The 23,964-nt window shown below is 61.2% G+C and carries 26 protein-coding genes, 1 tRNA gene and 1 pseudogene; 17 read left to right on the top strand and 11 right to left on the bottom strand.

Annotation, left to right across the window (positions count from 1 at the left end; all coding sequences use genetic code 11):
• Positions 1-97: 97 nt before the first annotated feature.
• A complete protein-coding gene (locus GHK62_RS03340; protein ID WP_153436922.1) occupies positions 98-526 on the bottom strand; it encodes a CoA-binding protein in 429 nt (142 codons plus the stop codon).
• Between the two features lie 197 nt (positions 527-723).
• Here GHK62_RS03340 and GHK62_RS03335 point away from each other — a divergent pair, with 197 nt between their 5' ends.
• Positions 724-1,560, top strand: coding sequence for an EamA family transporter (locus tag GHK62_RS03335; RefSeq protein ID WP_153436921.1), 837 nt, complete (start codon positions 724-726; stop codon positions 1,558-1,560).
• Positions 1,561-1,563: 3 nt separating this feature from the next.
• Here the strand turns inward: GHK62_RS03335 and GHK62_RS03330 are convergent, their stop codons facing one another.
• Positions 1,564-2,385, bottom strand: coding sequence for an enoyl-CoA hydratase (locus tag GHK62_RS03330; RefSeq protein ID WP_153436938.1), 822 nt, complete (start codon positions 2,383-2,385; stop codon positions 1,564-1,566).
• A 237-nt stretch (positions 2,386-2,622) separates the two neighbouring features.
• Between GHK62_RS03330 and GHK62_RS03325 the strand changes: the two genes are divergently transcribed.
• The 3 genes from GHK62_RS03325 (at position 2,623) to rpsI (ending at position 4,213) form a co-directional block, all read left to right on the top strand.
• On the top strand, positions 2,623-3,054 hold the full coding sequence (locus tag GHK62_RS03325) for a PaaI family thioesterase (protein ID WP_153436920.1): 432 nt from the start codon (positions 2,623-2,625) through the stop codon (positions 3,052-3,054).
• A gap of 224 nt (positions 3,055-3,278) precedes the next feature.
• Positions 3,279-3,743 (top strand): 50S ribosomal protein L13, encoded by a 465-nt coding sequence (gene rplM, locus GHK62_RS03320; RefSeq protein ID WP_064240798.1) that lies wholly within the window; start codon positions 3,279-3,281, stop codon positions 3,741-3,743.
• A gap of 2 nt (positions 3,744-3,745) precedes the next feature.
• The gene (rpsI, locus tag GHK62_RS03315; protein WP_136504255.1) at positions 3,746-4,213 is read left to right on the top strand and encodes a 30S ribosomal protein S9; all 468 of its coding nucleotides are present in this window, start codon (positions 3,746-3,748) and stop codon (positions 4,211-4,213) included.
• 69 nt (positions 4,214-4,282) lie between these two features.
• Here the strand turns inward: rpsI and GHK62_RS03310 are convergent, their stop codons facing one another.
• Positions 4,283-4,756, bottom strand: a complete 474-nt coding sequence (locus GHK62_RS03310) for an Lrp/AsnC family transcriptional regulator (protein WP_136504254.1) — start codon at positions 4,754-4,756, stop codon at positions 4,283-4,285.
• Positions 4,757-4,868: 112 nt separating this feature from the next.
• On the opposite strand from GHK62_RS03310, the gene GHK62_RS03305 reads away from it, so the two are divergent.
• The 3 genes from GHK62_RS03305 (at position 4,869) to argC (ending at position 7,733) form a co-directional block, all read left to right on the top strand.
• Positions 4,869-5,660 carry a phenylalanine 4-monooxygenase gene (locus GHK62_RS03305; protein ID WP_153436919.1) on the top strand — a complete coding sequence of 264 codons (792 nt, stop codon included), beginning with the start codon at positions 4,869-4,871 and terminating at the stop codon, positions 5,658-5,660.
• A gap of 96 nt (positions 5,661-5,756) precedes the next feature.
• A complete protein-coding gene (speB, locus tag GHK62_RS03300) occupies positions 5,757-6,713 on the top strand; it encodes an agmatinase (protein ID WP_153436918.1) in 957 nt (318 codons plus the stop codon).
• A gap of 87 nt (positions 6,714-6,800) precedes the next feature.
• Positions 6,801-7,733 (top strand): N-acetyl-gamma-glutamyl-phosphate reductase, encoded by a 933-nt coding sequence (gene argC / locus GHK62_RS03295; protein WP_153436917.1) that lies wholly within the window; start codon positions 6,801-6,803, stop codon positions 7,731-7,733.
• A 58-nt stretch (positions 7,734-7,791) separates the two neighbouring features.
• On the opposite strand, the gene GHK62_RS03290 is transcribed toward argC, so the two are convergent.
• A complete protein-coding gene (locus GHK62_RS03290; RefSeq protein ID WP_153436916.1) occupies positions 7,792-8,892 on the bottom strand; it encodes a COX15/CtaA family protein in 1,101 nt (366 codons plus the stop codon).
• 218 nt (positions 8,893-9,110) lie between these two features.
• Here GHK62_RS03290 and GHK62_RS03285 point away from each other — a divergent pair, with 218 nt between their 5' ends.
• Together GHK62_RS03285 and GHK62_RS03280 are read left to right on the top strand one after the other, a co-directional pair.
• Positions 9,111-9,323, top strand: a complete 213-nt coding sequence (locus tag GHK62_RS03285) for a DUF2842 domain-containing protein (protein ID WP_153436915.1) — start codon at positions 9,111-9,113, stop codon at positions 9,321-9,323.
• A 16-nt stretch (positions 9,324-9,339) separates the two neighbouring features.
• Positions 9,340-10,080 carry a metallophosphoesterase family protein gene (locus GHK62_RS03280; RefSeq protein WP_153436914.1) on the top strand — a complete coding sequence of 247 codons (741 nt, stop codon included), beginning with the start codon at positions 9,340-9,342 and terminating at the stop codon, positions 10,078-10,080.
• A 78-nt stretch (positions 10,081-10,158) separates the two neighbouring features.
• Here the strand turns inward: GHK62_RS03280 and GHK62_RS34960 are convergent.
• Positions 10,159-10,515 (bottom strand): annotated as a pseudogene (locus GHK62_RS34960) (LbetaH domain-containing protein); the annotation flags it as partial.
• 191 nt (positions 10,516-10,706) lie between these two features.
• Here GHK62_RS34960 and GHK62_RS03270 point away from each other — a divergent pair.
• The gene (locus tag GHK62_RS03270; protein WP_153436913.1) at positions 10,707-11,930 is read left to right on the top strand and encodes a GNAT family N-acetyltransferase; all 1,224 of its coding nucleotides are present in this window, start codon (positions 10,707-10,709) and stop codon (positions 11,928-11,930) included.
• A gap of 44 nt (positions 11,931-11,974) precedes the next feature.
• On the opposite strand, the gene GHK62_RS03265 is transcribed toward GHK62_RS03270, so the two are convergent.
• Complete coding sequence (locus tag GHK62_RS03265; RefSeq protein ID WP_153436912.1) at positions 11,975-14,113, bottom strand: GumC family protein; 2,139 nt, start codon at positions 14,111-14,113, stop codon at positions 11,975-11,977.
• Between the two features lie 196 nt (positions 14,114-14,309).
• Here GHK62_RS03265 and GHK62_RS03260 point away from each other — a divergent pair, with 196 nt between their 5' ends.
• From GHK62_RS03260 to GHK62_RS03240, 5 genes are read left to right on the top strand one after another with little or no spacing between them, the layout of a single operon-like run.
• A complete protein-coding gene (locus tag GHK62_RS03260) occupies positions 14,310-14,885 on the top strand; it encodes a polysaccharide biosynthesis/export family protein (RefSeq protein WP_153436911.1) in 576 nt (191 codons plus the stop codon).
• A 5-nt stretch (positions 14,886-14,890) separates the two neighbouring features.
• The gene (locus tag GHK62_RS03255; protein WP_153436910.1) at positions 14,891-16,060 is read left to right on the top strand and encodes a glycosyltransferase family 4 protein; all 1,170 of its coding nucleotides are present in this window, start codon (positions 14,891-14,893) and stop codon (positions 16,058-16,060) included.
• Positions 16,061-16,119: 59 nt separating this feature from the next.
• On the top strand, positions 16,120-17,682 hold the full coding sequence (locus GHK62_RS03250; RefSeq protein WP_153436909.1) for an undecaprenyl-phosphate glucose phosphotransferase: 1,563 nt from the start codon (positions 16,120-16,122) through the stop codon (positions 17,680-17,682).
• Positions 17,679-18,923, top strand: coding sequence for an O-antigen ligase family protein (locus GHK62_RS03245; RefSeq protein WP_153436908.1), 1,245 nt, complete (start codon positions 17,679-17,681; stop codon positions 18,921-18,923). Before GHK62_RS03250 ends, GHK62_RS03245 begins: the two co-directional genes overlap by 4 nt.
• Before the next feature lie 2 nt (positions 18,924-18,925).
• Positions 18,926-20,098 carry a glycosyltransferase family 4 protein gene (locus tag GHK62_RS03240; RefSeq protein ID WP_153436937.1) on the top strand — a complete coding sequence of 391 codons (1,173 nt, stop codon included), beginning with the start codon at positions 18,926-18,928 and terminating at the stop codon, positions 20,096-20,098.
• A gap of 135 nt (positions 20,099-20,233) precedes the next feature.
• Here the strand turns inward: GHK62_RS03240 and GHK62_RS03235 are convergent, their stop codons facing one another.
• Positions 20,234-20,440: a hypothetical protein gene (locus GHK62_RS03235; RefSeq protein ID WP_153436907.1), complete on the bottom strand. Its 207-nt coding sequence runs from the start codon at positions 20,438-20,440 to the stop codon at positions 20,234-20,236.
• A 263-nt stretch (positions 20,441-20,703) separates the two neighbouring features.
• Positions 20,704-20,780 (bottom strand) — tRNA-Pro (locus GHK62_RS03230).
• Positions 20,781-20,992: 212 nt separating this feature from the next.
• Here GHK62_RS03230 and GHK62_RS33450 point away from each other — a divergent pair.
• A complete protein-coding gene (locus tag GHK62_RS33450; RefSeq protein WP_167528136.1) occupies positions 20,993-21,136 on the top strand; it encodes a hypothetical protein in 144 nt (47 codons plus the stop codon).
• A gap of 261 nt (positions 21,137-21,397) precedes the next feature.
• Positions 21,398-21,823, top strand: coding sequence for a hypothetical protein (locus tag GHK62_RS03225; RefSeq protein ID WP_153436906.1), 426 nt, complete (start codon positions 21,398-21,400; stop codon positions 21,821-21,823).
• A 58-nt stretch (positions 21,824-21,881) separates the two neighbouring features.
• Here the strand turns inward: GHK62_RS03225 and GHK62_RS03220 are convergent, their stop codons facing one another.
• The 3 genes from GHK62_RS03220 to GHK62_RS03210 all read right to left on the bottom strand — a co-directional run bounded on the left by GHK62_RS03220 (position 21,882) and on the right by GHK62_RS03210 (position 23,947).
• The gene (locus GHK62_RS03220) at positions 21,882-22,415 is read right to left on the bottom strand and encodes a MerR family transcriptional regulator (RefSeq protein WP_153436905.1); all 534 of its coding nucleotides are present in this window, start codon (positions 22,413-22,415) and stop codon (positions 21,882-21,884) included.
• Positions 22,416-22,545: 130 nt separating this feature from the next.
• Complete coding sequence (locus GHK62_RS03215; protein ID WP_153436904.1) at positions 22,546-22,884, bottom strand: integration host factor subunit alpha; 339 nt, start codon at positions 22,882-22,884, stop codon at positions 22,546-22,548.
• Positions 22,885-22,975: 91 nt separating this feature from the next.
• Positions 22,976-23,947 (bottom strand): beta-ketoacyl-ACP synthase III, encoded by a 972-nt coding sequence (locus tag GHK62_RS03210; RefSeq protein WP_153436903.1) that lies wholly within the window; start codon positions 23,945-23,947, stop codon positions 22,976-22,978.
• Positions 23,948-23,964 lie beyond the last annotated feature (17 nt).

Raw genomic sequence — 23,964 nt, 5'->3', positions numbered from 1 at the left:
TGCCGCGCGTCGGAATCAGACCCGCAAGGCCACTGAAGCACTTTGATTGCTGCATGATTTATCGGCAGAGCGCCTGCGATCAGGGCACCCCCGGTCGTCAGCCTATCAGGCGCGGATACTCGATCGCGGGACAGCGGTCCATGACGACCTTGATCCCGGCCGCTTCCGCCTTGGCCGCGGCCGTGTCGTCCCGCACGGACAGTTGCCCCCATATCACCTTCGGCAAGGATGGGAGCTCGAGGATTTCGTCAACGAGCGCGGGCAGCGCGTGGGCGGCGCGGAAGACGTCGATCATGTCGATAGGCTCCTTGATGTCCGCGAGCCTCGCCACGACTGGCTGGTCAAGGATCGTCCTGCCGGCCTGGCCCGGATTGACTGGAATCACGCGATATCCCTTGCGCAACAGAAATGCCATCACGCGGTGACTAGGCCGCTCTGTCTTTGGCGAAGCGCCGACCAGGGCGATCGTCTTCGTCGTGCTCAGGATGTCGGCGAGATAGTAGTCCGGGTAGGCATCATGATTCATGCTGGCATATCCAAGGATCATTCACACGTCTGGATACTTGGCCCCGCATGCCCACAAGTCAACCGAAGCGGGCAGAATCATCGGTCATTTCAACAACGGCCCGGAGATTTCCCTTCGCCTGACGGAATCCGATTGCTTTTCACTCGGCTCGCCGCCACAAATCCGGAGCGCTCCACATCGTCCCGCCGAGGTCTATTTTGCCGCTTGATGTTATCGTCCTTGTCCTCTTCGGGGCGCTTCTGCACGCAACCTGGAACGCACTCGTCAAGGCCGGTTCGGAAAAATCGCTGGATGCGGCCATGGTGGCGCTCGGCGCGGCCGCCGTGGCCGTGCCTTTCCTGCCGTTCCTGCCGCTCCCCAAATCCGAAGCGTGGCCCTTGATCCTGGTTTCGGCGCTCTTCCAGTTCGTCTATTTCCAGCTGGTGGCGGCATCTTATCGCGCCGGTGACATCGGTCTCGTCTATCCGCTGATGCGTGGCGTCGCACCGCTTATCGTCGCCTCGACGAGCAGCATCGTTGTCGGTGAGGAACTCAGCCGCGGCGCCGTCGCCGGAATCCTGACGATCTGCACCGGCGTGCTCACGCTCGCCTTCGAATCCCGCAAGGGTGGCGCGTATGCGATCCTGCTCGCGGTAGCCAATGCCTGCGTGATCGCATGCTACACCTATGTCGACGGCATCGGGGCGCGGCTCTCCGGGAACCCGATTTCCTACACGCTATGGATAGCTTTGCTGCCGCCCGTGCTTCTTTTCGCCTGGGCGTTTGTTCGCCGCGGGGTGAAACCGGTGTTGCGGCATGTCCGCCAGCAATGGTGGCGCGGGCTGATCGGCGGGGCTGGATCGCTCGGCGCCTACGGCCTGGCGCTCTGGGCGATGACCAAAGCGCCGGTCGCAACGGTCGCGGCGCTTCGGGAAACATCGATCCTTTTCGCGGTCGTGATCTCCGTTGTCTTCCTCAAGGAGCGCGTCAGCGTCTGGCGCATCGCCGCCGCATCGGTCATCGCGCTCGGCGCATTGCTCCTCAAGCTTGCCTGAAGGTCAGTCTTCCTTCCACTCCGGCATCCGCTTGCCGAGAAAGGCACCGATACCTTCTTCCGCATCGCGCGCAAGCATGTTTTCGACCATCACGCCGACCGCGTAGTCATAGGCCTCCGCCATCGGCAGGTCAGCCTGCCGATAGAAGGCTTCCTTGCCGATCTTCAGTGCCTGCGGCGACTTCGAGGCGATGACGGCGGCATACTTGTCCACCACCTGGCGCAGATACTGCTGCGGCACGATGCGATTGACGAGGCCGAAATCCTTGGCCGTGGAGGCGTCGATCGTCTCGCCCGTCAACAGCATCTCCATCGCCTGCTTGCGATGGGCGGCGCGCGAGAGCGCAACCATCGGTGTCGAGCAGAAGAGGCCGATGTTTACGCCGGGCGTGCAGAAGGTTGAACTGTCGGTGCAGATCGCAAGATCGCAGCTTGCCACCAACTGGCAGCCGGCGGCCGTCGCGAGACCGTCGATCTCGGCGATCACCGCCTGCGGCACCCGGGTGATCTTCAGCATCAGGTCTGCGGCAAGCCGGATGGTGCGCTCGAAGAAGGCCCGGCCGCGATCTTCGTCGGTGCGATGCAAGGTCATTTCCTTGAGATCATGACCGGCGGAAAAGAGCTTGCCGGCAGCCGCGATCACGATCACCTTGATGTCCTTCGAAGAGGCAACCGAATCGAACTCGGCCAGAAGCGCTTCCATCAGGGCGATCGACAGCACGTTCGCTGGCTGGTTGTTGAGCGTCAACCGCAGGACCGGGCCGTTCACTTCGCGCAGCAGCAAGCCGTTCGGCTCTTCCTTCCTGAATGAAACGACGTCCGCCATGACCTTCTCCGAATGATTGCCGTTGGTGACGCGTGGTACGCTGCTCAAGCGGCTCTTTCAACCCTACTGCATGTTTCCTTAAATCGGATCCGATTTAAGGAAAAACATGCAGCAACTCAAAGTGGCTACAGCGTCCTTTGCGCGTCTCAAAAGACGCGCGGCGCTGTAAGACCATTTTCCAGCTTGCGCGATCGCCGCGGGCATTTTGTAAAGGAGGCGGGAAAGAGGAGGAAAGCGATGAAGCTGCAGCCGATCATGACCGTCGATGACTTGAACAGCTTCCTCGACACCGACTTTCCGCAGGTCCACACGGACGGCAAGGTCTTCGCCGTGACCGATACCGGACCGGGCTTTGCAAGGATGCGGCTCGATCCGAATGAACGACACATCCGTCCTGGCGGCACAGTGTCTGGCCCGACACTATTCGCTCTTGCCGACGTTTCTGCCTATATCGCGTTAATTGCGCATATCGGCCCGGTTCCCCTTGCCGTCACCACCAATCTGAACATCAACTTCCTGCGAAAACCGGAGCCGGAACCGCTCGAATGCACCTGCCGGATCCTGAAACTCGGCAAGCGGCTCGCGGTTCTCGACGCTTCGATAACGCCCGTTGGTGCGGACGATCTGGTTGCTCACGCCACGGCGACCTATTCAATTCCGCCGCGCTAAATTGTGGTATCCACAAACCACATCGCTAACCCTTTGATTTCACACGTCATTCTTTTAGGCGACGCAATAAGACGCCCTTGACGGCATTTTCGCACTTCCGTATAAGCTGCCCGCAGATCGCGGTCCCGTTCGGGCCGCCTTCTTTTTTGACCCGCCCGCGGGTCAAACCAAGCAACAAGAAACGCCCGGCGGTACGCTTCCGGGTCCAACGAAAGAGTATAGATATGGCAACCTTCGTTCAGAAGCCTGCAGAGGTGGAGAAGAAGTGGATCCTCATCGACGCCGAAGGCCTCGTTGTCGGTCGCCTCGCTTCCATCATCGCAAATCGCCTGCGCGGCAAGCACAAGGCCACCTTTACCCCCCATGTCGACGACGGCGACAACGTCATCGTGATCAACGCCGAGAAGGCCGTTCTCACCGGCAAGAAGTACACCGACAAGAAGTACTACTGGCACACCGGTTACCCGGGCGGCATCAAGGAGCGCACCGCACGCCAGATCATCGAAGGCCGCTTCCCGGAGCGCGTCATCGAGAAGGCCGTTGAGCGCATGGTTCCGCGCGGCCCGCTCGGCCGTCGCCAGATGAAGAACCTGCGTGTCTACGCCGGCTCCAACCACCCGCATGAAGCACAGCAGCCGACCGTCCTCGACGTCGCCAAGCTGAACAGCAAGAACACAAGGAGCGCCTGATAATGGCTGACCTTTCCGCTCTCAAGGATATCGCCACGACCGCGGAACCGGCTGCTCCGGTTCACGTCAAGAAGGTCGACGCGCAGGGCCGTTCCTACGCGACCGGCAAGCGCAAGGACGCCGTCGCCCGCGTTTGGGTGAAGCCCGGCTCCGGCAAGATCACCATCAACGGCAAGCCCTATGCGGCTTACTTCGCTCGCCCGGTTCTGCAGATGATCCTGCAGCAGCCGATCGTCGCTGCTGCCCGTGACGGCCAGTTCGACATCGACGCGACCGTTGCCGGTGGCGGTCTCTCCGGCCAGGCCGGTGCCGTTCGCCACGGCATTGCCAAGGCTCTCACCTACTTCGAACCGGGCCTGCGCTCTGTTCTGAAGCGCGGTGGCTTCCTCACCCGCGACAGCCGCGTGGTCGAGCGCAAGAAGTACGGCCGTGCAAAGGCACGCCGTTCGTTCCAGTTCTCCAAGCGTTAATCGCTGGCAGTTGCTGCACTTCCAAGGCCGGGCATGTCCCGGCCTTTTTTGTTGCGCAATTTCAAAGAGTCAGATCGGCAGTTCCGTGGTCGACTTGAGCTCCCTCAGCACGAAGCTCGAAACCACCGTCCGCACATGCGGGTTGCGCATCAGGTAGCGCGTCATGAACGCGTCATAGCTTTCCACATCCGCCGCCCGGATCTTCAGCATGTAGTCGAACGTGCCGGAGAGCGCGTAACATTCCATGATTTCCGGCCTGTCCCTGACCACGGCAGAGAACGAGGCGATCGCCTCGTCATGGTGATCCTCGAGCGTCACATGGGCGATGATGCAGAGCTTCAGATCCAGCTTTGCCGGATCGAGCAGCGCCACGCGCTTGCGGATCACGCCATCGGCCTCGAGTTCCTGCAGCCGGCGCCAGGCCGAGCTTTGCGACATGCCGGCCTTCTCCGCCAGCTCCGCGAGCGACTGGCCGCCATCGGCCTGGATTAGGCGAAGCAATCGGCGCAACGGTTGAAACGATTCCTTCAAATCTGACGGCATCTCGAAATTTCCTCCCGCCAGGAAGCCGAAGACCGGCAACTGTGAAACAAATACTCAGCCCGTTGGGGATACAATTGCAACAGCAATCTGTTCTGGCGAATGAGGAGGCGTCATGACCAAGCAAAGCACCTACACCGCGAAACTGCCGGAACCGGACGGCACCTATCTCTACACACCGGAGGAGGATGCGGTCTGGGGCGAACTCTATCGGCGGCAAATGAAGTTGCTTGCCGACAAGGCATGCGACGAATATCTCGAAGGCGTGCGGACCCTCGGCCTCAATCCGGATCATGTTCCGCAGCTCAAGGACGTCAACCGGAGGCTCGCGGAAACCACGGGCTTCGGTGTCGAGGGTGTGCCGGCGCTTATCCCGCCTTCGCGCTTTTACGAGCTCCTGTCGCAGGGCAAGTTCCCACTCGCGACCTTCATGCGCCGGCGGGAACACATCGACTATATCGAGGAACCGGACCTCTTCCACGAGGTCTTCGGCCATTGCCCTCTGCTGACGAACCAGAGTTACGCCAACTTCGTCCGGCGCTTCGGCCAAAAGGCGGTCAAGCTCGGCAAGGATTATTCGTGGCACCTGTTCCGTTTCTTCTGGTTCACGGTCGAGTTCGGCCTGATCAACACGCCGAAGGGCAGGCGCTGCTACGGCGCGGGTGTCGTTTCATCAACCAGCGAGACGCGCCATGCCATGGAGAGGATGGACTGCGAATTCCGCCCCTTCGATCTGATGAGCGTTCTGCGGACGCCCTACCGCATCGATATCGTCCAGCCGATCTACTATGTCATCGACAGTTTCGCGCAGCTCGAGACGATTATCGAGGAGGACATCACGGCTCGGATCAATGAAGCCAAGAGGCTTGGTGATTTTGCGCCGACCTTCGAGGCCAAGGCGTCCTAAGGGTGCCTCCCCTGGAATGCACATGATTTTGCCGGCAAGCTCTTGCCTTGCCGGCATCGATTGTCCAACGTCCCGTCAAACTGAGGGGAGACGGGCATGGCAAACAAGACGATCGACCACGCGATCACGGCAAGATCACTGACTGCGGCGGCGTCCGATCCCACCCACGCCGGTATCCTTTCCTTCATGCGGCGGAAATACACCAAGCAGCTGAAGGGCGTGGACACCGTCGTCTGGGGCATTCCCTTCGACGCAGCGACCTCCAACCGGCCCGGTGCCCGTTTCGGACCGCAGGCGATCCGCCGCGCCTCCGCCATCTTCGACAACGATCCGCAATATCCGTTCGAGCGTGAACTCTTTGCCGACATGGCGACGATCGACTATGGCGACTGCCTGCTCGACTACGGCAACCACACCAAGACACCCGCGACCATCGAGCGCGAGGCGACGAAGATCCTGAAATCCGGCGCCTATCTGCTGACGCTCGGTGGCGACCATTTCGTCACCTATCCCGTACTCAAGGCGCACGCCGCCTTGCATGGCCCCCTCGCCCTCGTTCAATTCGACGCCCATCAAGACACGTGGCCGGACGAGAGGGGCCGCATTGACCATGGCTCGTTTGTCGGCCGCGCGGCGCGCGAAGGGTTAATCGACGTCGAGCGTTCGATCCAGATCGGCATCAGGACGCACGCTCCCGAGGATTGCGGCATCAGGATCGTTTATGGCTACGAGATCGAGGACATGCGCGCCGAGGAGATCGCCGACACGATCGTCCGGCATGTCGGCAGCCAGCCCGCCTACCTGACCTTCGATATCGACTGCCTCGATCCTGCGTATGCGCCCGGCACCGGCACGCCGGTGGCCGGCGGCCCGTCCAGCGCGAAAATCCTTTCGGTGCTGCGCAAGCTCGGCGCTCTCCACATCGCCGGGAGCGACGTGGTCGAAGTGGCGCCCGCCTACGACCACGCCGACATGACCGCCATTGCTGGCTCGACCATCGCCATGTATATGCTGGGCCTGCGTGCCGAATGGCTCGCGGAAAGGCGCGGCTAATTCGTAGGGCACGCTAAGAAATTGATTCAATTCTATGCCAGACTGATTCCGGAAATTTCCGCAACCGTCTGCAGGAACAGGTAAATCATGAAACCGAAGATCTTCATCGATGGCGAACACGGCACCACCGGGCTGCAGATCCGCACCCGCATGGCCGGTCGTACGGATGTCGAACTGCTGTCGATCCCGGAAGCGGAACGCCGCAACGCCGCGATGCGCGAAGACCTGCTCAACGATGCCGACATCGCCATTCTCTGCCTGCCGGACGACGCGTCGCGCGAAGCCGTGTCCATGGTAGCCGGCAACAATCGCGTGCGCATCATCGATACGTCGACCGCGCATCGTGTCGCGCCCGACTGGGCCTATGGCTTTGCGGAAATGGACAAGGCGCAGCCGGAAAAGATCCGCGAAGCGCGTCACGTCGCCAACCCCGGCTGCTACCCGACGGGCGCCATCGCCCTGATCCGGCCACTACGCCAGGCCGGCATCCTGCCGGATGGCTACCCGGTCACCGTCAATGCGGTTTCCGGCTACACCGGCGGCGGCAAGCAGATGATCGCGCAGATGGAGGACGAGCAGAATCCGGACCACATCAGCGCGCCACATTTCCTCTACGGGCTGACGCTCAAGCACAAGCATGTCCCGGAAATGAAGATGCACGGCCTGCTCGAGCGCGCCCCGATCTTCTCGCCGTCTGTGGGGAGATTCCCGCAGGGGATGATCGTGCAGGTGCCGCTCTATCTCGATGACCTTGCCGCCGGCGCGACTCTGGAAAGCATTCATGCCGCGCTCGTCGAGCATTATGCCGGCCAGTCGATCGTCGAGGTCGCCCCGCTTGCCGAAAGCGCGCAGCTCGCCCGCATCGACGCGACGGAACTTGCAGGCAAGGACACAATGAAGCTTTTTGTCTTCGGGACGTCTGGCGGGACGCATGTGAACCTCGTCGCCCTGCTCGACAATCTCGGCAAGGGCGCGTCGGGCGCAGCGGTCCAGAATATGGACCTGATGCTTTCGGCCTGAATGAACCGTGAAAAACAGTGCCCCCCGACAGTCGCCTGTCGGGGGCTATGGCTATTGGTCAGTCGCGGAACTCGATCGCCGTCGATTTCGGATATTCGCCGACGAAGCCGCGCCAATGCGCGATGGCGAAGCCGAGCACGACCAGCGCGCCTGCCTGGTGCAGCACGCCCCAACCGATCGGCACCTCAAGCACGAGCGTCGTGATGCCGATCATCGCCTGGATCGTCACCAGGCCGAAGAGGACCACGGAGCGTCGCGCGTGCGTCGTTTCCGGCGCCGCCCGCAATGAAGCAAGCATATGCGCCAGTGCCAGCGCGAACAGCAGATAGGCGCCGGCACGATGGAAGAATTGCACGGTCTTCGGGTTCTCGAAGAGGTTGATCCAGGCCGGTTGCTGCACGAACAGTCCGCCCGGGATGATCGCTCCGTCCATCAGCGGCCAGGTATTGTAGGTGAAGCCTGCGTCGAGACCCGCCACCAGCGCGCCCAGATAGATCTGGAACAGGCTCATGGCAGCGAGGATCGCCGCCATCGATCGCGACCTTTTCGTCGGCGCGGCGTCGCCCGAATGCGGGCAAAGACCGCGCAGGATCCACATGCAGGCAGCGAAGATCAGGCAGGCGATGACCAGGTGCGTGGCAAGCCGGTACTGGCTGACTTCCGTGCGTTCGGCGAGGCCGGAGGAAACCATCCACCAGCCGATGAAGCCCTGGAAACCGCCGAGCGCCAGAATGCCGACAAGCGGCCACCTCAAGCGTCGCTCGATCCGACCCGTTACCCAGAAGAAGAAAAGCGGCAGGGCGAAGATAACGCCGATAGTACGCGCCAGCAGCCGATGCGCCCATTCCCACCAGAAGATCGTCTTGAACTCCTCGACGGTCATGCCCTTGTTGAGCTGTTCGTATTGGGGAATGCGCTGATAGAGCCGGAACTCCTCTTCCCATTCTTCGGCGGAAAGCGGCGGTATCACGCCATGAACTGGCTTCCACTCCGTGATCGAAAGACCGGATTCAGTCAATCGCGTTGCACCACCGACGAGAACCAAGGCGAACAGAGCGAAGAGAACGGCTGCGAGCCAGCCGCGGATTTGCCGGCGGTTGCGCTCTGTCCTGTCGATCTCCTTCAGGAGCATCTGTTCTGCCAACTCGACCTGGGCCATGGAATTTCCTCTTTTCTCGCCGGGGCGCAGCAAGGTTCCAGCCCAGCCGGCCCCGAAAGCCGTTGATTTGCACCAGAGTGCCGTGCAAAACAAGGCCGAAGCCTTTGCGGCATGCCGTCGCGGCTACTGCATGCTTCCTCAAATCGTACCGACTTGAGGAAACATCCGATAGGACGCACGGCGCTGTAGTGAAGCGCAAACCACCCGAAAGAAACGAAATGCCCGTACGCCTCAGAAAACTGATCGGCACGATCCTCATCATCATCCTCGTCGTCGTTTACGCGCTGGCGGCCATCACCTTCGCTTCGCTGCTGCTCGGCGCGTCGCCCTGGTGGGTGCATCTGCTCTACTTCTTCCTGACGGGCCTGCTGTGGATCCTCCCCGCGATGCTGATCATCAAGTGGATGGAAAAGCCCGCCAAGAATCGCTGATTGCCGGGAGTATCAGATGAGGGTCGCGGTTATTTCCGATATTCACGGCAACGATCTCGCACTCGAGGCGGTGCTTGCCGACATCGCCACGCAAGGGATCGCGGAGATCGTCAATCTCGGCGACCATCTGAGCGGCCCACTCAACGCCGCACGAACCGCCGACGTCCTGGCCAAGCACAACATCTCCGCGATCCGCGGCAACCACGATCGCTACCTGCTGACGCTCGACCCGGCGCACATTGGACCGTCGGATCGGGCCGCTCACGACGAACTCGAGCCACGTCATCTGGCGTGGCTTGCCTCCTTGCCTGAAACCCGGGTCTATCGAGGCGCGCTTTTCCTTTGTCATGGCACGCCACGCAGCGATGAAACCTACTGGCTGGAAACGCTGACGGCCGATGGCATCGTCCACATGGCGGGGCGCGACATCATCGAGAGCTTCGCCGCCGACATCGATTATCCCGTGATCCTCTGCGGCCATACGCATATTCCGCGGGCCGCGCGGCTCATGGACGGTCGGCTCGTCGTCAACCCCGGTAGCGTTGGCTGCTCGGGCTACGAGGATGACAAGCCTGTTCCTCACAAGGTCGAAACCGGGTCGCCGGATGCGCGGTATGCCATCGTCGAACGCAGTGGCGGCGAGTGGAATGCCACCTTCCGTTGCGTCCGTTATGATCATATGGCCATGTCGCGGCTTGCTTCACGCCGCAACCGCCCCGAATGGGCAAGGGCTCTCGCAACCGGCTTCGTCGACTGACTCTATCGGGCGCGTTCCAGCGCATGAAGATTCGCGCCGGTGATTGCAGCAATGTTTCGCGTCACCTTGTCGACCGGCGCGACAGCCGCGGGCATAGGCAGATTGATCAAAAGCATCTCGCCAACTGCCGGGAAAGATGCTGAAGGGAAAGGTTGAGAAGACACCGAGGGCATGGTTGGCTCCGTTCATGACGAACTGTACGCCCGTGGCGAGTGCGCAGTAGCGGCCGATCACCAAGCGGTCGCCGATGAAATCATAGTGGTAGAGGACGCACTTTTCTTCGAAGTGTTCAGGTCCCTCGGGGTCGTCGTAGTAGCTGAAATCGCCAACATGGATGAGAGACGAACGCACGATGTTCTTGAGGAAGCCAATGCGCGGAAATTCGGCGACGGGAAATTTCTCGCCGGGATTCGGCGCTGAGGGAGTAACCGGCATGAGATGCTCCTTGAGAAGAAAGTCGTCATAGCGTGTGGCCGATCCGGCCGCTGGCGGTGCGCTTCATGCTTTGCTAACCGCATTCTGCTGTCGCCCGCGAAATAGCCGCCACTCCCGCGCGAAATTAAGGTGAATGTAGCGACATCTGCGTTTCAATGGAGGCGCGATCTCCCTTCCGAACGGTAGATGAAATGACCAATGCCTGCTTCACTTTGACGTCGTTGGACAAGCCGCAGCCGAACGACCACGTCTCGACCCACCGTTCAGAAGCACAATGCGCCGAAACGATAACGGTCTCCATCCATACGGACATGGCCGCGCTTGAAGCGGAATGGCGGGTCCTGGACAAGAACGGCCAGAACTCGCTGCACCAGAGCTTCGACTGGTGCGCCGCATGGCGGAAAACACACGAAAGTGAGACGCTGTTCATTCGCGCTGCGCGCGGCCGACAAGTGCTCTTTATTCTGCCGCTCGAAATCGACCGCGGACCCCTCTTCCGCACGGCGCGGCTGATCGGCTCCGATCACAGCAATCTCAATACCGGCGTGTTTGCCGAGGAGGACGCCACTCCGCCTACGGAATTCGTGCGCGTGCTGACCTGCGGAATCAAACGCCAGCTGCAAGCGTTCGCAGATATCGTCACGCTCGACAGGACGCCTGCGACGTGGCGCGGGAAGGTTCATCCGCTTGCCGCCCTGCCCGCCGTGCAGAACGTCAATGCCTCTTTTCAATTGCCGCTGCTCGGGAATATCGAATGCACGCTGGCACAGCTCAACGCGAAGCGGCGGCGCAGGAAGGTGCGGATATCGGAGCGGCGTCTCGCCGCCCTTGGCGGCTACGACTACGTGGTCGCACGCGAGATGTCGGAAGCGCACGCACTTCTGGAAACCTTCTTCCAGCAGAAGGCGGCACGCTTCGACGCGCGCGGCCTGCCGGACGTGTTTCAGGATGCCGAAACACGCGCCTTCTTCCATCAGCTCCTAGAGCACGGTCGATCGGCGGACGACCAGTTACTGGAGCTCAACGCCATTCGCCTCAGGGGCGAGCATGAAGGCCGGATCCTTGCAATCGCCGGCCTTTCGCGCAAGGGCGACCACGTCATCTGCCAATTTGGCTCGATCGACGAGGAGATCGCCGCCCACAGCAGTCCAGGAGAACTGCTGTTTTACCGGATAATCGAGCGGCTGTGTTCCGAAGGCGTGGCGCTCTTCGATTTCGGGATCGGCGATCAACCTTACAAGCGCTCGTGGTGCACCATCGAGACCCCGTTACGGGACATCGTCTTGCCCCTGACGCTTCGCGGGCATCTGGCCGCCCATATTCATCGCGGGGCGTTGCTGGTCAAACGCATGGTAAAGGGCAACAAAGCATCCTACGCATTCATCCAGCGGCTGCGCCAGCGGAGTCAACGCTGAAGCCGACGGACGAGCATTGAGCCTCCGAACGGCCCGCGTGCGCTTCAGGCGGCGTGGCGATCCGGGAAATCGGGGTCGCTTTCGCGCTGTCCGGTCATCAGTACGATGTTGCGGTATCCAGCTTCGCCGAAGTCTGTCAGCAGTTCCACAATACGCTCATCGCTGACGGACGAAGCCGACACTATGATCTCCGTTCCCTCTCGCCGGGCGATTCTGGTTACGGCGCTGGCATCAGCCGGGCCACACTCGATCAGCACCAGATCATAGGCATTGGTGAGCGCATCGATGATCATCTGCAGCCGCTCGATCCCGCGCATTGCTGTCCGCGGGTCGGAATTTCCCCGTGGAATAATGTGCGCTTCCGATAAGCGGTCCGCGTGTATCGACTCGGCGAAGGCGATGTCGCCGGACAGCAGGTTCGTGATCCCCGGCAGCGCCGAGGACTGTGCCATCAGCCGCGTCGGGCAGGCCGAGCCGGAAAGATCGATGAGAACGACCTTCCGTCCGTCTTCCGCGAGGAGCCGCGCCAGCATGACAGTCGCCGTCGATCCTTCGTCGCCGCCCGGCGACACGGAAACGGCGGAACGGATGTTCTGGTCAAGAAGGTGAGCGGCAACGAACTCGATTGAGAAGTCGCTTCCCGCCGTCTTCGCATCTTCCACCGGTTCAAGGTCCTGGACCGGCCCGTCGCTCTCCGCAAGCGCGAGCATCGGTTCCCCAGAGTTCGGTTCCGCCGGGCCGGCGGGCAATTGTTCGGAAGCTTCCGGCTCCACGACGGAAATGGGCTTGAGCGCCCGTCCGCTGAAGAGCTCGCCAAGCATGATGGCGACGCAACCGATCAGGAAGGTGGCGAGCGCCGCAACCACCGTGATCGGCACGACCTTCGGGAAGTTCGGCGTGCTCGGAACGACCGCATTCGAAATCACGCGCGCATCTGCCGGCGTCGCGTTCGCAACCGTGCGTGATGTCGCCTCCCTGTAGCGGGCGAGATAGGTTTCGAGAAGCTGACGCTGCGCTGTTGCCTCGCGCTCCAGTGCGCGGAGGCCGACCTCTTCCTCTCCCGCCTGCGCGGATTGTGCCTTGAGCGTGTTGAGGCGCTGCAGCAACTGCTCTTCGCGCAACTGCCCGACCTTCGCTTCGTTCTCCAGGCTGACGAGAACCTTGCGGGTCTCGGTGCGGATTTGCTGCGCGATGCCTTCAAGCTGGGATTTCAACGCCTTGAGCCGCGGGTGGCCGTCGAGCAATGACGTCGACAGGTCCGCAATCTGGCCCCGGATGTTAGCTTCGCTTTCCTTCAACCGCTGGATCATCTGCGAGCCAACGACGTCGGTCAACGTGTCCGGCGCACGGCCGTCGGCGAGCGCCGTCCGCACGCCTTTCGCGCGTGCTTCGGCATTGGCCCGCTCTCCCCGCACGCGGGCGAGCTCGCTCGAAATATCGGTGAGCTCGCGCGTGGCGAAGTTTTCCGTCTCACTGGTCGGCAGCAGGCCGGAGGAAGCACGGTAGGCCGCAACTTTCGCTTCCGCCTCACGCACCTTCTCGCGTAGGTTGGCGATTTCCGGTTCCAGCCAGCGGCTCGCCTCCGAATTCGAATCGAGCTTCGCGCCGCTCTGCAGGGATAAGTAGACTTTTGCCATCTCATCCGGAATGGCGGCCGCAAGCTTGGCGTCTTTCGAGGTGAAGGCGATGGCGATCACGCGCGACTTTTCGACCTGATAGACCTGTAGCTTGGACTCGAACTCCTTCAGCACGCGCTCTTCGGGCGGCAAATCGAGCGGGTTCTTCTTGACGCCGAGCATCACCAGGAGATCGGAAAGCGCCGAGGGTTCGGCCGAAGGATCGAACTCCTTGCGTTCATGCAGCTTCATGTTGCGCGCGACCTGTTTGATCAGATCGGCGGAACGCAGCACTTGGACCTGGCTTGAAATACCCGATTCATCGAAAACCCGGTCGGATCCCATCGGACCAACCTGGTTCGATCCGCTGAACTCCGGTTCACGCGACTCGATCAGCAGCCGGGCTTCGCTCTGATACTGAGGAGCGATCATCATCGCTGTGGTGAAAGCTGCTCCCGCGACGCAAGCCGTGGCGAGCAAAACCCGGGTTCGCCGCGCCCAAACGGCGCGGAAGAGGCCGCCGAGATCTATATCCACATCCTCCTGCCCGCCGCCGATGCCTGACATGCCTCAACTCCGAAGGTTCTTCATTCGGCCGGAAAGTAAAGGAACATGGTAACGCAAGGGTTAATATCGGGCACAACCCTGAGGTGGCGCTCCCTGCCGCCGCCAAATCAAAATTCCTGGGCGAGTTTACCGGCTATTAACCCTAACGGATCGATAACGTCGCCAGAGGTGATCGTTTCCGGAGTCCGAGACCCATATGTCGACCGCAGGCAAAAAGACAGCACGCGCTATCGCATTGGCGATATTGTCTGCACTGGTCGGCGGCTGCACGAGCTACCAACCGGCTCCCAAAGCCTTCAGCGAGGCCACCATCCAGCCCTACAGGCTGGACAGCGGCGACCGCCTTCGCATCAACGTCTTCGAACAGGCCGGTCTCAGTGGCACCTATACCGTCGATCAAGCCGGTTATGTCGCCTTCCCGCTGATCGGCGCCATACCGTCGCGCGGCCATACGCTGCCGGAACTGGAAGGCATGATCGCCGCAAAGCTGCGCGAGGGCTTTCTCCGGGATCCGGACGTCACGATCGAGGTGGACCGCTATCGTTCCGTGTTCATCATGGGCGAAGTGGGCCAAGCCGGCCAATACAGCTATGTTCCCGGCATGACGGTTCAGAATGCGATCGCGGTGGCCGGCGGCTTCTCGGCGCGTGCGAACCAGTCGAACGCCGATATCACCCGCAAGATCAACGGCCGCATTATTACCGGCCGTGTGCCGATTTCCGACCCGGTCATGGCCGGTGACACGATCTATGTCCGCGAACGGCTGTTCTGACATCCATGCAGAACGAACGTCCACTGCGCATCCTTCATTGCTTCAGGTCGCCGGTCGGCGGCATATTCCGGCACGTACGGGATCTAGCCGAAGCCCACGCCAATTCCGGGCACGAGGTGGGAATTCTGTGCGACAGCACGACCGGCGGCGCTCACGAAGACGCCCTGTTCGATGCGATCCGCCCCTATCTGGCGCTCGGCATCGTTCGCCTGCCCATTCACCGCGCCATCGGACCGTCCGACATTGTCGCACTTTGGCGCAGCTATAGCGAAATCAGAAGTTTACAACCGGATGTGCTGCACGGGCACGGCGCCAAAGGCGGCGTCCTTGCGCGCATCATCGGTTCAGCCTTGCGGGTCAACAAGTATCGCGTAGCCCGCCTTTATTCACCCCACGGCGGCAGCCTCCACTACGATTCAAGATCGTTGAAAGGTCGAGCGATTTTCCGTCTCGAGCGGCTGCAGGAGCGCCTCACAGACGCTCTCGTCTTCGTCTGCGATTACGAACGCCAAACCTATTTCGCAAAGGTCGGCCGGCCGCTCGGTCGCAACGAACTGATCTATAACGGCATCGACGACCGCGAATTCGATCCCGTCACGGTTGCGCCGGACGCAGTGGATTTTTTGTATATCGGCATGATGCGGGACCTCAAGGGTCCCGATCTGTTTGTGGAGAGCTTTGCTGCGGCCGAGCGGATCGCCGGCCGCCCTTTCTCCGCCCTGATGATCGGCGACGGGCCGCAACAGCAGCAATACGCAGAAATGAAACTGCGCAAGGGGCTCGGGCGGCGCATCAAGATGCTCCCGGCCATGAAGGCGAGAGAGGCCTTCGCGCTTGCGCGCACGGTCGTCATCCCCTCGCGTGCGGAATCGATGCCCTATATCGTGCTTGAGGCACTTGCCGCCGGCAAGCCCTGCATCGCGACACGGGTCGGCGGGATTCCGGAGGTTTTCGGCGCCGACAGCGGTGCGCTTGCCGAACCCAACGTCGCTTCTCTGGCAGCGATCATGGCCGCCACAATCGTCGAGCACGACTGGCCCGAAAGAATGATGCCGGATCCCAAGGCGTTTAAATCCCGCTTCGCCGCGTCGGTCATGACAAAGAACGTGATGCGGCTGTATCATGATCTGGCAGGCGATGCGGCCCGGGCGCGAGGACAGCTCGTTACAACGTAAGCGTTTCTTAGTGGCTTTCTGCTATCCGGGCGCAGGGACTTCACCGCCAGGAAGAGACCATGAACCACTACGAAAGGCCCGAGGCATTCAATCCGGAAGCGCTTCGCAAGAAGATCTCCGAGATCCGGACGGCCGCCCCCGAAGAGACGATCGGGGAAAAAGGCGCCACGGAGCTAAATCCGCTGGCACGACAGATCGCGCTTCAGTTCCGCGCCGACACCTATTCGCCCACCATGATCACGGGCCTGATCCGGCTGCTCGATTTCTGCGTTCTCTTCGCCATCGGCTATGGCATCAACGCCTACTATGTCCGACCGGCCGTCGAACAACTGCCCGTCTATCTTGCAATTCTGGCCGGGGGCTCTGCACTTGCCGTCGCGGCCATCCAGATCGCCGATGGCTACCAGGTGCCGGCGCTGCGGGCCTGGCTGCGAATGACGCCGCGCGTTCTGGGTGCCTGGGCGACCGCCTTCGGCGCTATTGCGCTTGCGCTTTTCTTTCTGAAATCCGGGCATCAATATTCCCGCGTCTGGATCGCGGGGTGGTTCATCGGCGGCGCGCTCTTCCTTATCGCTCAGCGCGCCTTCATCGCCTATTCGATCCGCCATTGGTCGCGCAACGGCACAATGGAACGTCGCGCGGTGATCGTCGGCGGTGGCCAGCCGGCCAAGGATCTGATCCGCACGATCGAACATCAGCCGGACAATGATATCCGTATCTGCGGCATCTTCGACGATCGCGACGAGCGGCGATCACCAAACATGATCGCCGGATACCCGAAATTGGGGACGGTCAACGAACTCGTCGAATTCGCCCGGCTTGCAAGAATCGACATGTTGATCATCTCGCTGCCGCTGACTGCTGAAAAACGCATCCTCGAACTGTTGAGGAAGCTCTGGATTCTCCCGGTCGACATACGGTTGGCTGCGCACGCCAACAACCTGCGCTTCCGGCCGCGCAGCTATTCCCATGTCGGACAGGTGCCGATGCTCGACATCTTCGACAAGCCGATCGCCGATTGGGACTCCGTGGCGAAGCGCTGTTTCGACATTTTCTTCAGCGTCGCCGCCCTTCTTTTCCTTTGGCCGGTGATGCTTGCCGCTGCTGTCGCCGTCAAGGTCACGTCTCCAGGGCCGGTCATCTTCAAGCAGGCCCGACACGGCTTCAACAACGAGACGATCGAGGTTTACAAGTTCCGCTCGATGTATGCGCATATGAGCGACCCGACCGCTCGCAGCGCCGTCACCAAGGGAGACCCGCGGGTGACCCCTATCGGCCGTTTTCTGCGCAAGTCTTCGATCGACGAACTGCCGCAGATCTTCAACGTGTTGAAGGGCGAGCTTTCACTGGTCGGCCCGCGCCCACACGCCGTTCTGGCGCAAACGCGAAACCGCACCTATTCCGATGTCGTCGAGGGCTATTTTGCCCGCCATCGCGTCAAGCCCGGGGTGACCGGCTGGGCACAAATCAACGGTTGGCGCGGCGAGATCGACAATGACGAAAAGATCCGTTTCCGCACCGCATTCGATCTCTACTACATCGAAAACTGGTCGCTGCTCTTCGATCTGAAGATCCTTGTTCTGACGCCGTTCCGGTTGCTCAACACGGATAACGCCTATTGATCTCCGCGAGCGCATCCCCGCCAATTGTCCTCCGCCCCCAGCTTGCCGCGATTTCGCTGCTCGCTTCCGGCTTCGTGGCAATCGCGGTTTTTCTTTCCGGCTTCGTCATCGCCGAGCCGGCGCCTTACGAGCTCTTCATGGCGTGTCTCATCGGCCTGTGGGCGCTCTTCGGGTTGAGGATTTCCCGCTATGTAGCGCCGTTGCTATCGCTCCTCGTTCTCTTCATGGTTGGCGGCATCCTGTCGCTGACCACGATGTCGGACCTTGCCACCGGGCCCATGTACATGGCCGTCTCCGGCTTCCTCGCGCTCTCGGCTGTCTTCTTTGCGGCGATCATCGAAGATCGGCACCAACGACTGCGGCTGATCTTCAATGCCTGGGTTGCTGCTGCTGTCATCACGGCGCTCCTTGGCATTCTCGGCTATTTCGGTGCCATACCGGGCGGCGCCAACTTCACGCTCTATGACCGCGCGAAGGGAGCGTTCCAGGATCCGAACGTTTTTGGCCCCTTTCTCGCCGCGCCGGCGCTTTATCTCATCCATGGCCTACTTACCCAGCCGATCCACCGCGCTCCGCCTAAGATCGCCGGACTTCTCGTCCTGGCACTCGGCGTTTTCCTCTCGTTCTCGCGAGCGGCCTGGGCACTCAATCTCTTCTGCGTCGTCGCCTTTGTCTTCGTCATGCTGCTGAAGGAGCGGAGCGGCCTCTTCCGTCTGCGTATCCTGGTGCTGGCTTTGTGTGGCGCCCTCTTCATCGTCGCCGCGCTCGCCGCAGCCCTGCAGTCCGAGCAGGTCGCGACCCTTTTCTCAAACCGTTCCCAGCTTGTTCAGGAATACGACGGCGGGCATCTTGGGCGGTTCGACCGGCACCGGATCGGCTTCCTGATGTCGATGGAAAAACCGCTCGGCATCGGCCCTCTGGTTTTCAGTACCATTTTCCCGGAGGATGAACACAATATCTGGCTGAAGTGCCTGACGTCCTACGGCTGGATCGGCTTGATCGCCTATGTGACGCTGATCGCATGGACGCTGTCGCTGGGCTTCCGCTTCCTCCTGCACGACAGACCATGGCAGCCGTACCTGATGATTGCATGGGTCACGCTGATCGGCCATGTTGGTATCGGCAATGTCATCGACACCGACCATTGGCGCCATTTCTACATGCTGCTTGGCGTCATCTGGGGATGTGCCGCCCTCGAATATCGCTTTCAATGGCGCGCCCGCGCCGGAAGGCACCTATGACCATGGACACGTCCGCAACCGACGGATCGTCGGCTCAGCCGCTGCGCCTTCTCGAAGTGCTGGAGCCGAGCGGTGGCGGGTCCGGTCGGCATTTCCTCGATATCTGCCGCGGCATGCAGGCCCGCGGCCATCACGTCGAGGCGATCTATTCGCCGGTGCGAGCGGAAGACGGCTTCGTTCGTGAGCTCAAGGCAATCGACTTGCCCGCCCTCCACGCGGTCGACATGGAGCGTGCGCCTGGACCGTCCGACCTGTCGGCCTTCCGCGCCCTTCGGCGCATCAGCCGAACCGCAGGACCGTTCGACATCGTGCACGGCCACAGTTCCAAGGCCGGCGCCCTCACACGCCTGCGACTGCCCGGGCGCCACGCGCCGCGCGTCTACACCCCGCATGCCTTCCGGACGATGGACCCGGCACTCGATCATGCCGGCCGATTGATCTACGGCGCCATCGAGTGGGCCTTGGCGTGGTTTTTCACCGATCACCTCATCGCCGTTTCCGATGACGAGCGCAGGCATGCACTGTCGCTCGGCATGCCCGAACAGCGAATATCCGTGATCGTCAACGGAGTTTCGCCCCCCTCGCCCGACATGGCGAAGACGGTTCGCGCGAGCTTCGGGATTCCCGCCGACGCATTCGTCTTCGGCTTCATCGGCCGTCTTTCCAGCCAGAAGGCGCCTGAGCGGCTGATAGATGCATTCAAGGGCGCGGCATCGTCGGTCAAGAACAGCTACCTCGTGATGGTCGGCACCGGCGAACTGGAGGACGAGGTTCGCCGCGCGATCGCGGCAAGCGGGCTGCAAAGCCGCATTCACCTGACCTCCGCCTTTACCGGCCCTCAGGCTGTGGCCGCCTTTGATCTTCTCGTCATGCCGAGCCGCTACGAAGCGATGTCCTATGTCATGCTGGAAGGCGCGGCCGCGGGCAGACCGATCATCATCTCCGATGTCGGGGGCGCCAGAACGGTAATCGAGAATGGCGAGAATGGCTTCATCATTCCCAGCAGCGATGATGTATCGCAGCTCACGAAAACGATGATCGCGGCTGCAGATCCGGAAAGCTATCCTGCCCTCCTCCAGGCGGCCGAGGTCCGCAAGGATCGTTTCACGCTCGACGTAATGCTTGACCGGACGGAAGAACTCTACCGACGTCTAGCCATACGCCAGCGCGCTTGAGCGACCAGCAGTCGGCAAGACACATCACGACGGCAGCGGTGTCGGGGCAAAACAAGATTGAGGGGTGTTCTTCACGAGCAGCGTCGGATGCTGGGCGTGCCCGGCCCGGGAGGCCCGGCATCCGATCGTGTTGGTCTATTCTTCCGCTTGTCGCTCTTCCTGCTGCTGTTTCTGCTGCAGAAGGATCTCTTCCGCCGGCGTCGACTGTTCGGCCTTGGTGACGCTGGCCGTGGTTATTTCCTTGTCTACAGATGCAGTGGTCTTGGAGTGCCCCACGCACTCGGCGGAGGCTACCGTTGTCGATAAAGCGAATGCGGCTGCAAATACGAGGATGGTCTTCATAAGGCTTCTCCTGGTTGTTGCAGGCGCAGTCTATCCGGCGCTCACGCCGCGACCAAATCACAAAACCGTTCTCCGGTTCGATCGTGATCGGCGGCCGTAGCGCGGCGAGAAGGAGAGTACGCACCCCCGCGTACTGGAGCGTGCCCGTTGCACGACGCGGAACTCTATCGCGAACTTAGGAAGTTTTGCCTGGACTTGGGGAGTTTGCCGCAACGGCGCCTTGGCCGTATGGTGATCGCGAAGGACGTTGCCACGTCATTAAATGGTCGGAGCGACTGGACTTGAACCAGCGACCCCTTGACCCCCAGTCAAGTGCGCTACCGGGCTGCGCTACGCTCCGAACCGAGAAAACCCCTATAGTCTCAACGCTGGGAGCGCAAGCCCGAAATTGATCTGTATGTTGAAAAGAGAACAATCCGTGTGGAAATGACGCGATCGGCGCCTGCGCTAAAATCCGGCTGCGTTAAAGCAATATTTACCACGGCGGACCGCGCCTCAATTCTCCCTGCATTTTGCCCCGTTCTGCGCGCATTTAACCCACCAAAATGCGAGATGGATAAAGCAGGCCTCACATTTTCGGCGCTTATTCTCGTGCTCATCGCCCTCATTATGAGCATCCTCGCGGTCGATCGAAGAGTGGTGGAGGTGGCGCCGGACAGGCCGGCACTGGTGATCACCAACCAGGCTCATCCGTGAAGGAAGCGACCGTTCGCGCTTGAGCATCACGGTGTCCGGGAGAATTGCTAGCCGTCGCAACGAACCTGGGAAGCCCGCATGCGCTTTGCCAGACCTCCGTGAAACGTGCCTTCGCCCAACACCCGCCCTTGTTCTGCCATTCCGAAGCCCGCCGATGGGAACAAAAGCTTAACCGAGCCGTTCGACCTCCATCGACGCAGTGTCACCGAACAAGCTTGGGCGAAACTCCGGAAGGGAAGCCAAAAAAGGTGAAAATTCCAGATGCCCCGAAAAATAGACGCAGATAAGCTCCAGAAACTGGCGCTCCTGCTTGGTCAAACCGTCGCCGCCTTGCGAGTGAATGAAATCATGATGTGCCGCCTCCTCGAATGGGCCGCTTCACAGAGCGATGACCCGCAAGGCTTTGTCCGGGAGACGGTGGAGAAGACAAGAGAGGACTTGCAGAAGGCGGGCCAGGCAGACGGGAGAATGCTGACGGTCTTAGCCGCCCATGAGGCGCTGGAATATCTCGACGAGCTCTCAGCGAGGATGCAAGGCGCACCTACCACCAAGCCTCCGGCAAGAGGTTTTGCATTCCTTGAACATATCCCTTTCCCCGCGTTCGTCTTCACCCCCGACCAACATACGAACGGCACTTCGAAGGCGCACGAACCAAACAGCCCGCAGCAGCGCCGCGCGTCTAGTTAGGTCGCTATAGGACTTCTAGAAGCCGTCAGCCGATCAATGGCCCCCTCGCTGGCCGCGATCACCGCACCTGATCGAGCAGCCGTTTGCATTCCAGAAGATCGTAAAGCGCTTCCTGCAAAAGCGCCCTATCTTCCTTGCTTACGGAAGCCTTGCCGATCGATATCTCTGCGTCGTCGCCACCGCTAGCGCCGAAAGAGAAAAACCGCCGGCCTGCCGGTGCCTTCGCGCGGCCGACGATCTGGTCTTCTTCCGCGGCACCGACTTTTGGCGGTTGCGGCTCCTCGTTGCTGGACGCCGCAAGTGCTTCGACAGTTGCGAGGTCGCCGCTTGCGATCGCCGCGACGAACTTGTTGCCGTTGGCCTTCAAGAGCTTTTGCACGCCCTTGATCGTGTAGCCATGATCATAGAGGAGATGGCGAATGCCCTTGAGGAGATCGACGTCCTCCGGGCGGTAGTACCGCCGACCGCCGCCCCGCTTCATCGGCTTGATCTGCTGGAAGCGTGTCTCCCAGAAACGCAAGACGTGCTGCGGCAGATCGAGCTCGTCTGCGACCTCGCTGATTGTGCGGAAGGCGTCCGGGCTTTTGTCCATATCATCCCCATTTACAGATCACGCGGCGCACCGCAATGGACGGATCACCGCGCGATGATCGCACGAGTCGCGCCCATTTCAATGGGTTATGGACGGGTTTTCAACCACATTTGTGGTTTTGAGCAAGGGGTCAGGAGGCGGGAGAGGCCGGCCTCTGCTTGGTCTTGCGGCTCAAATGCGCCTTCAGCACGCGTTGCTTCAGCACGTTCGACGCCTTGAAGGTCATCACCCGGCGCGGAGAAATCGGCACTTCCTCGCCGGTTTTCGGATTGCGCCCGATGCGCTCATTCTTGTCGCGCACCTGGAAAGTCGCAAAGGAAGACAGCTTCACGCTCTCGCCACGCACGATTGCGTTGCATATTTCATCAATGACCGTTTCCACGAGTTCGGCCGACTCTGTGCGAGACAGGCCCACCTTGCGAAAAACCGATTCAGCCAAATCCGCCCGTGTTACTGTTTTTCCGCTCATCTTCCCCCACCGATGTCTGGCATGCCGAGCGAAGGAAGACTATTGCCCTTGCCTTTTCCGGTCAAGCGCCTGCGGTGCTTCATTATTTTCTTTACCACCGGATGAGAACAGAGCCCCAGGTGAAGCCGCCGCCCATGGCCTCGAGCATGACGAGGTCGCCCTTTTTTATCCGCCCGTCGGCGGCCGCGGTATCAAGCGCAAGCGGAATGGAGGCGGCCGAGGTATTGCCATGGACGTCGACCGTCACCACAACCTTATCGAGCGGGATGCCCAGCTTCTTTGCAGAGCCATCGATGATGCGCCGGTTGGCCTGGTGCGGAACCAGCCAGTCGACGTCGTCCGCCGTCGTCCCGGTTGCCTCGAAGGCTGCCTCGATCACATCCGTGATCATGCCAACGGCATGTTTGAACACCTCGCGCCCTTCCATCCTGAGATGGCCCACGGTGCCCGTTGTCGACGGGCCGCCGTCGACGTAGAGTTTGTCACCATGAATTCCGTCGGAGCGTAGCTGCGCCGTCAGCACGCCGCGGTCGGCGTTCGTGCCTGCGCCTTCCTGGGCTTCGAGGATGATCGCGCCGGCGCCGTCGCCGAAGAGTACACAGGTCGTTCGATCGGACCAGTCGAGGATGCGCGAGAAGGTCTCGGCCCCGATCACCAGAGCACGCCTGGCGAGGCCGCAGCGGATGTAGGCGTCCGCTGTCGTCACCGCATAGACGAAGCCGGAACAGACCGCCTGCAGGTCGAAGGCGGCGCCATGCCGCATGCCGAGGCGGTTCTGGATATTCACGGCCGTCGCCGGAAAGGTGTTATCGGGCGTCGATGTCGCAACGATGATCAGGTCCAGATCGTCGGCGGTCAGATCGGCCCTCGCAAGCGCGGCACGCGCAGCGCTTTCGCCGAGCGAGGCCGTCGTCTCGCCCTCGCCCGCGATGTAACGCTGGCGAATCCCGGTCCGCTGCACAATCCATTCGTCGGATGTGTCGACCTTCGATTCCATCTCCTTGTTGGTCATCACTCGCTTCGGCAGCGCTGCCCCGAAGCCGCGAACGACGGAACGGATCATTTACTCAAACCTCATCA

Origin of the sequence: Sinorhizobium terangae (assembly GCF_009601505.1) — a bacterium.
Classification (GTDB): domain Bacteria; phylum Pseudomonadota; class Alphaproteobacteria; order Rhizobiales; family Rhizobiaceae; genus Sinorhizobium; species Sinorhizobium terangae.
Note: the sequence above shows the minus strand (reverse complement) of the source record. Positions and strands in the feature narration are given on the sequence as shown.

Coding starts and splice junctions, on each gene's coding strand:
- GHK62_RS03220 (WP_153436905.1), bottom strand. CDS start 22,415: ATGGACAAAAGCCCGGACGCCTTCCGCACAATCAGCGAGGTCGCAGAC.
- GHK62_RS03215 (WP_153436904.1), bottom strand. CDS start 22,884: ATGAGCGGAAAAACAGTAACACGGGCGGATTTGGCTGAATCGGTTTTT.
- GHK62_RS03235 (WP_153436907.1), bottom strand. CDS start 20,440: ATGAAGACCATCCTCGTATTTGCAGCCGCATTCGCTTTATCGACAACG.
- argC (WP_153436917.1), top strand. CDS start 6,801: ATGAAACCGAAGATCTTCATCGATGGCGAACACGGCACCACCGGGCTG.
- speB (WP_153436918.1), top strand. CDS start 5,757: ATGGCAAACAAGACGATCGACCACGCGATCACGGCAAGATCACTGACT.
- GHK62_RS03280 (WP_153436914.1), top strand. CDS start 9,340: ATGAGGGTCGCGGTTATTTCCGATATTCACGGCAACGATCTCGCACTC.
- GHK62_RS03250 (WP_153436909.1), top strand. CDS start 16,120: ATGAACCACTACGAAAGGCCCGAGGCATTCAATCCGGAAGCGCTTCGC.
- GHK62_RS03285 (WP_153436915.1), top strand. CDS start 9,111: ATGCCCGTACGCCTCAGAAAACTGATCGGCACGATCCTCATCATCATC.
- GHK62_RS03270 (WP_153436913.1), top strand. CDS start 10,707: ATGACCAATGCCTGCTTCACTTTGACGTCGTTGGACAAGCCGCAGCCG.
- GHK62_RS03290 (WP_153436916.1), bottom strand. CDS start 8,892: ATGGCCCAGGTCGAGTTGGCAGAACAGATGCTCCTGAAGGAGATCGAC.
- GHK62_RS03225 (WP_153436906.1), top strand. CDS start 21,398: ATGCCCCGAAAAATAGACGCAGATAAGCTCCAGAAACTGGCGCTCCTG.
- GHK62_RS03305 (WP_153436919.1), top strand. CDS start 4,869: ATGACCAAGCAAAGCACCTACACCGCGAAACTGCCGGAACCGGACGGC.
- rpsI (WP_136504255.1), top strand. CDS start 3,746: ATGGCTGACCTTTCCGCTCTCAAGGATATCGCCACGACCGCGGAACCG.
- GHK62_RS03325 (WP_153436920.1), top strand. CDS start 2,623: ATGAAGCTGCAGCCGATCATGACCGTCGATGACTTGAACAGCTTCCTC.
- GHK62_RS03210 (WP_153436903.1), bottom strand. CDS start 23,947: ATGATCCGTTCCGTCGTTCGCGGCTTCGGGGCAGCGCTGCCGAAGCGA.
- GHK62_RS03330 (WP_153436938.1), bottom strand. CDS start 2,385: ATGGCGGACGTCGTTTCATTCAGGAAGGAAGAGCCGAACGGCTTGCTG.
- GHK62_RS03260 (WP_153436911.1), top strand. CDS start 14,310: ATGTCGACCGCAGGCAAAAAGACAGCACGCGCTATCGCATTGGCGATA.
- GHK62_RS03265 (WP_153436912.1), bottom strand. CDS start 14,113: ATGTCAGGCATCGGCGGCGGGCAGGAGGATGTGGATATAGATCTCGGC.
- GHK62_RS03240 (WP_153436937.1), top strand. CDS start 18,926: ATGGACACGTCCGCAACCGACGGATCGTCGGCTCAGCCGCTGCGCCTT.
- GHK62_RS33450 (WP_167528136.1), top strand. CDS start 20,993: ATGGATAAAGCAGGCCTCACATTTTCGGCGCTTATTCTCGTGCTCATC.
- rplM (WP_064240798.1), top strand. CDS start 3,279: ATGGCAACCTTCGTTCAGAAGCCTGCAGAGGTGGAGAAGAAGTGGATC.
- GHK62_RS03255 (WP_153436910.1), top strand. CDS start 14,891: ATGCAGAACGAACGTCCACTGCGCATCCTTCATTGCTTCAGGTCGCCG.
- GHK62_RS03310 (WP_136504254.1), bottom strand. CDS start 4,756: ATGCCGTCAGATTTGAAGGAATCGTTTCAACCGTTGCGCCGATTGCTT.
- GHK62_RS03340 (WP_153436922.1), bottom strand. CDS start 526: ATGAATCATGATGCCTACCCGGACTACTATCTCGCCGACATCCTGAGC.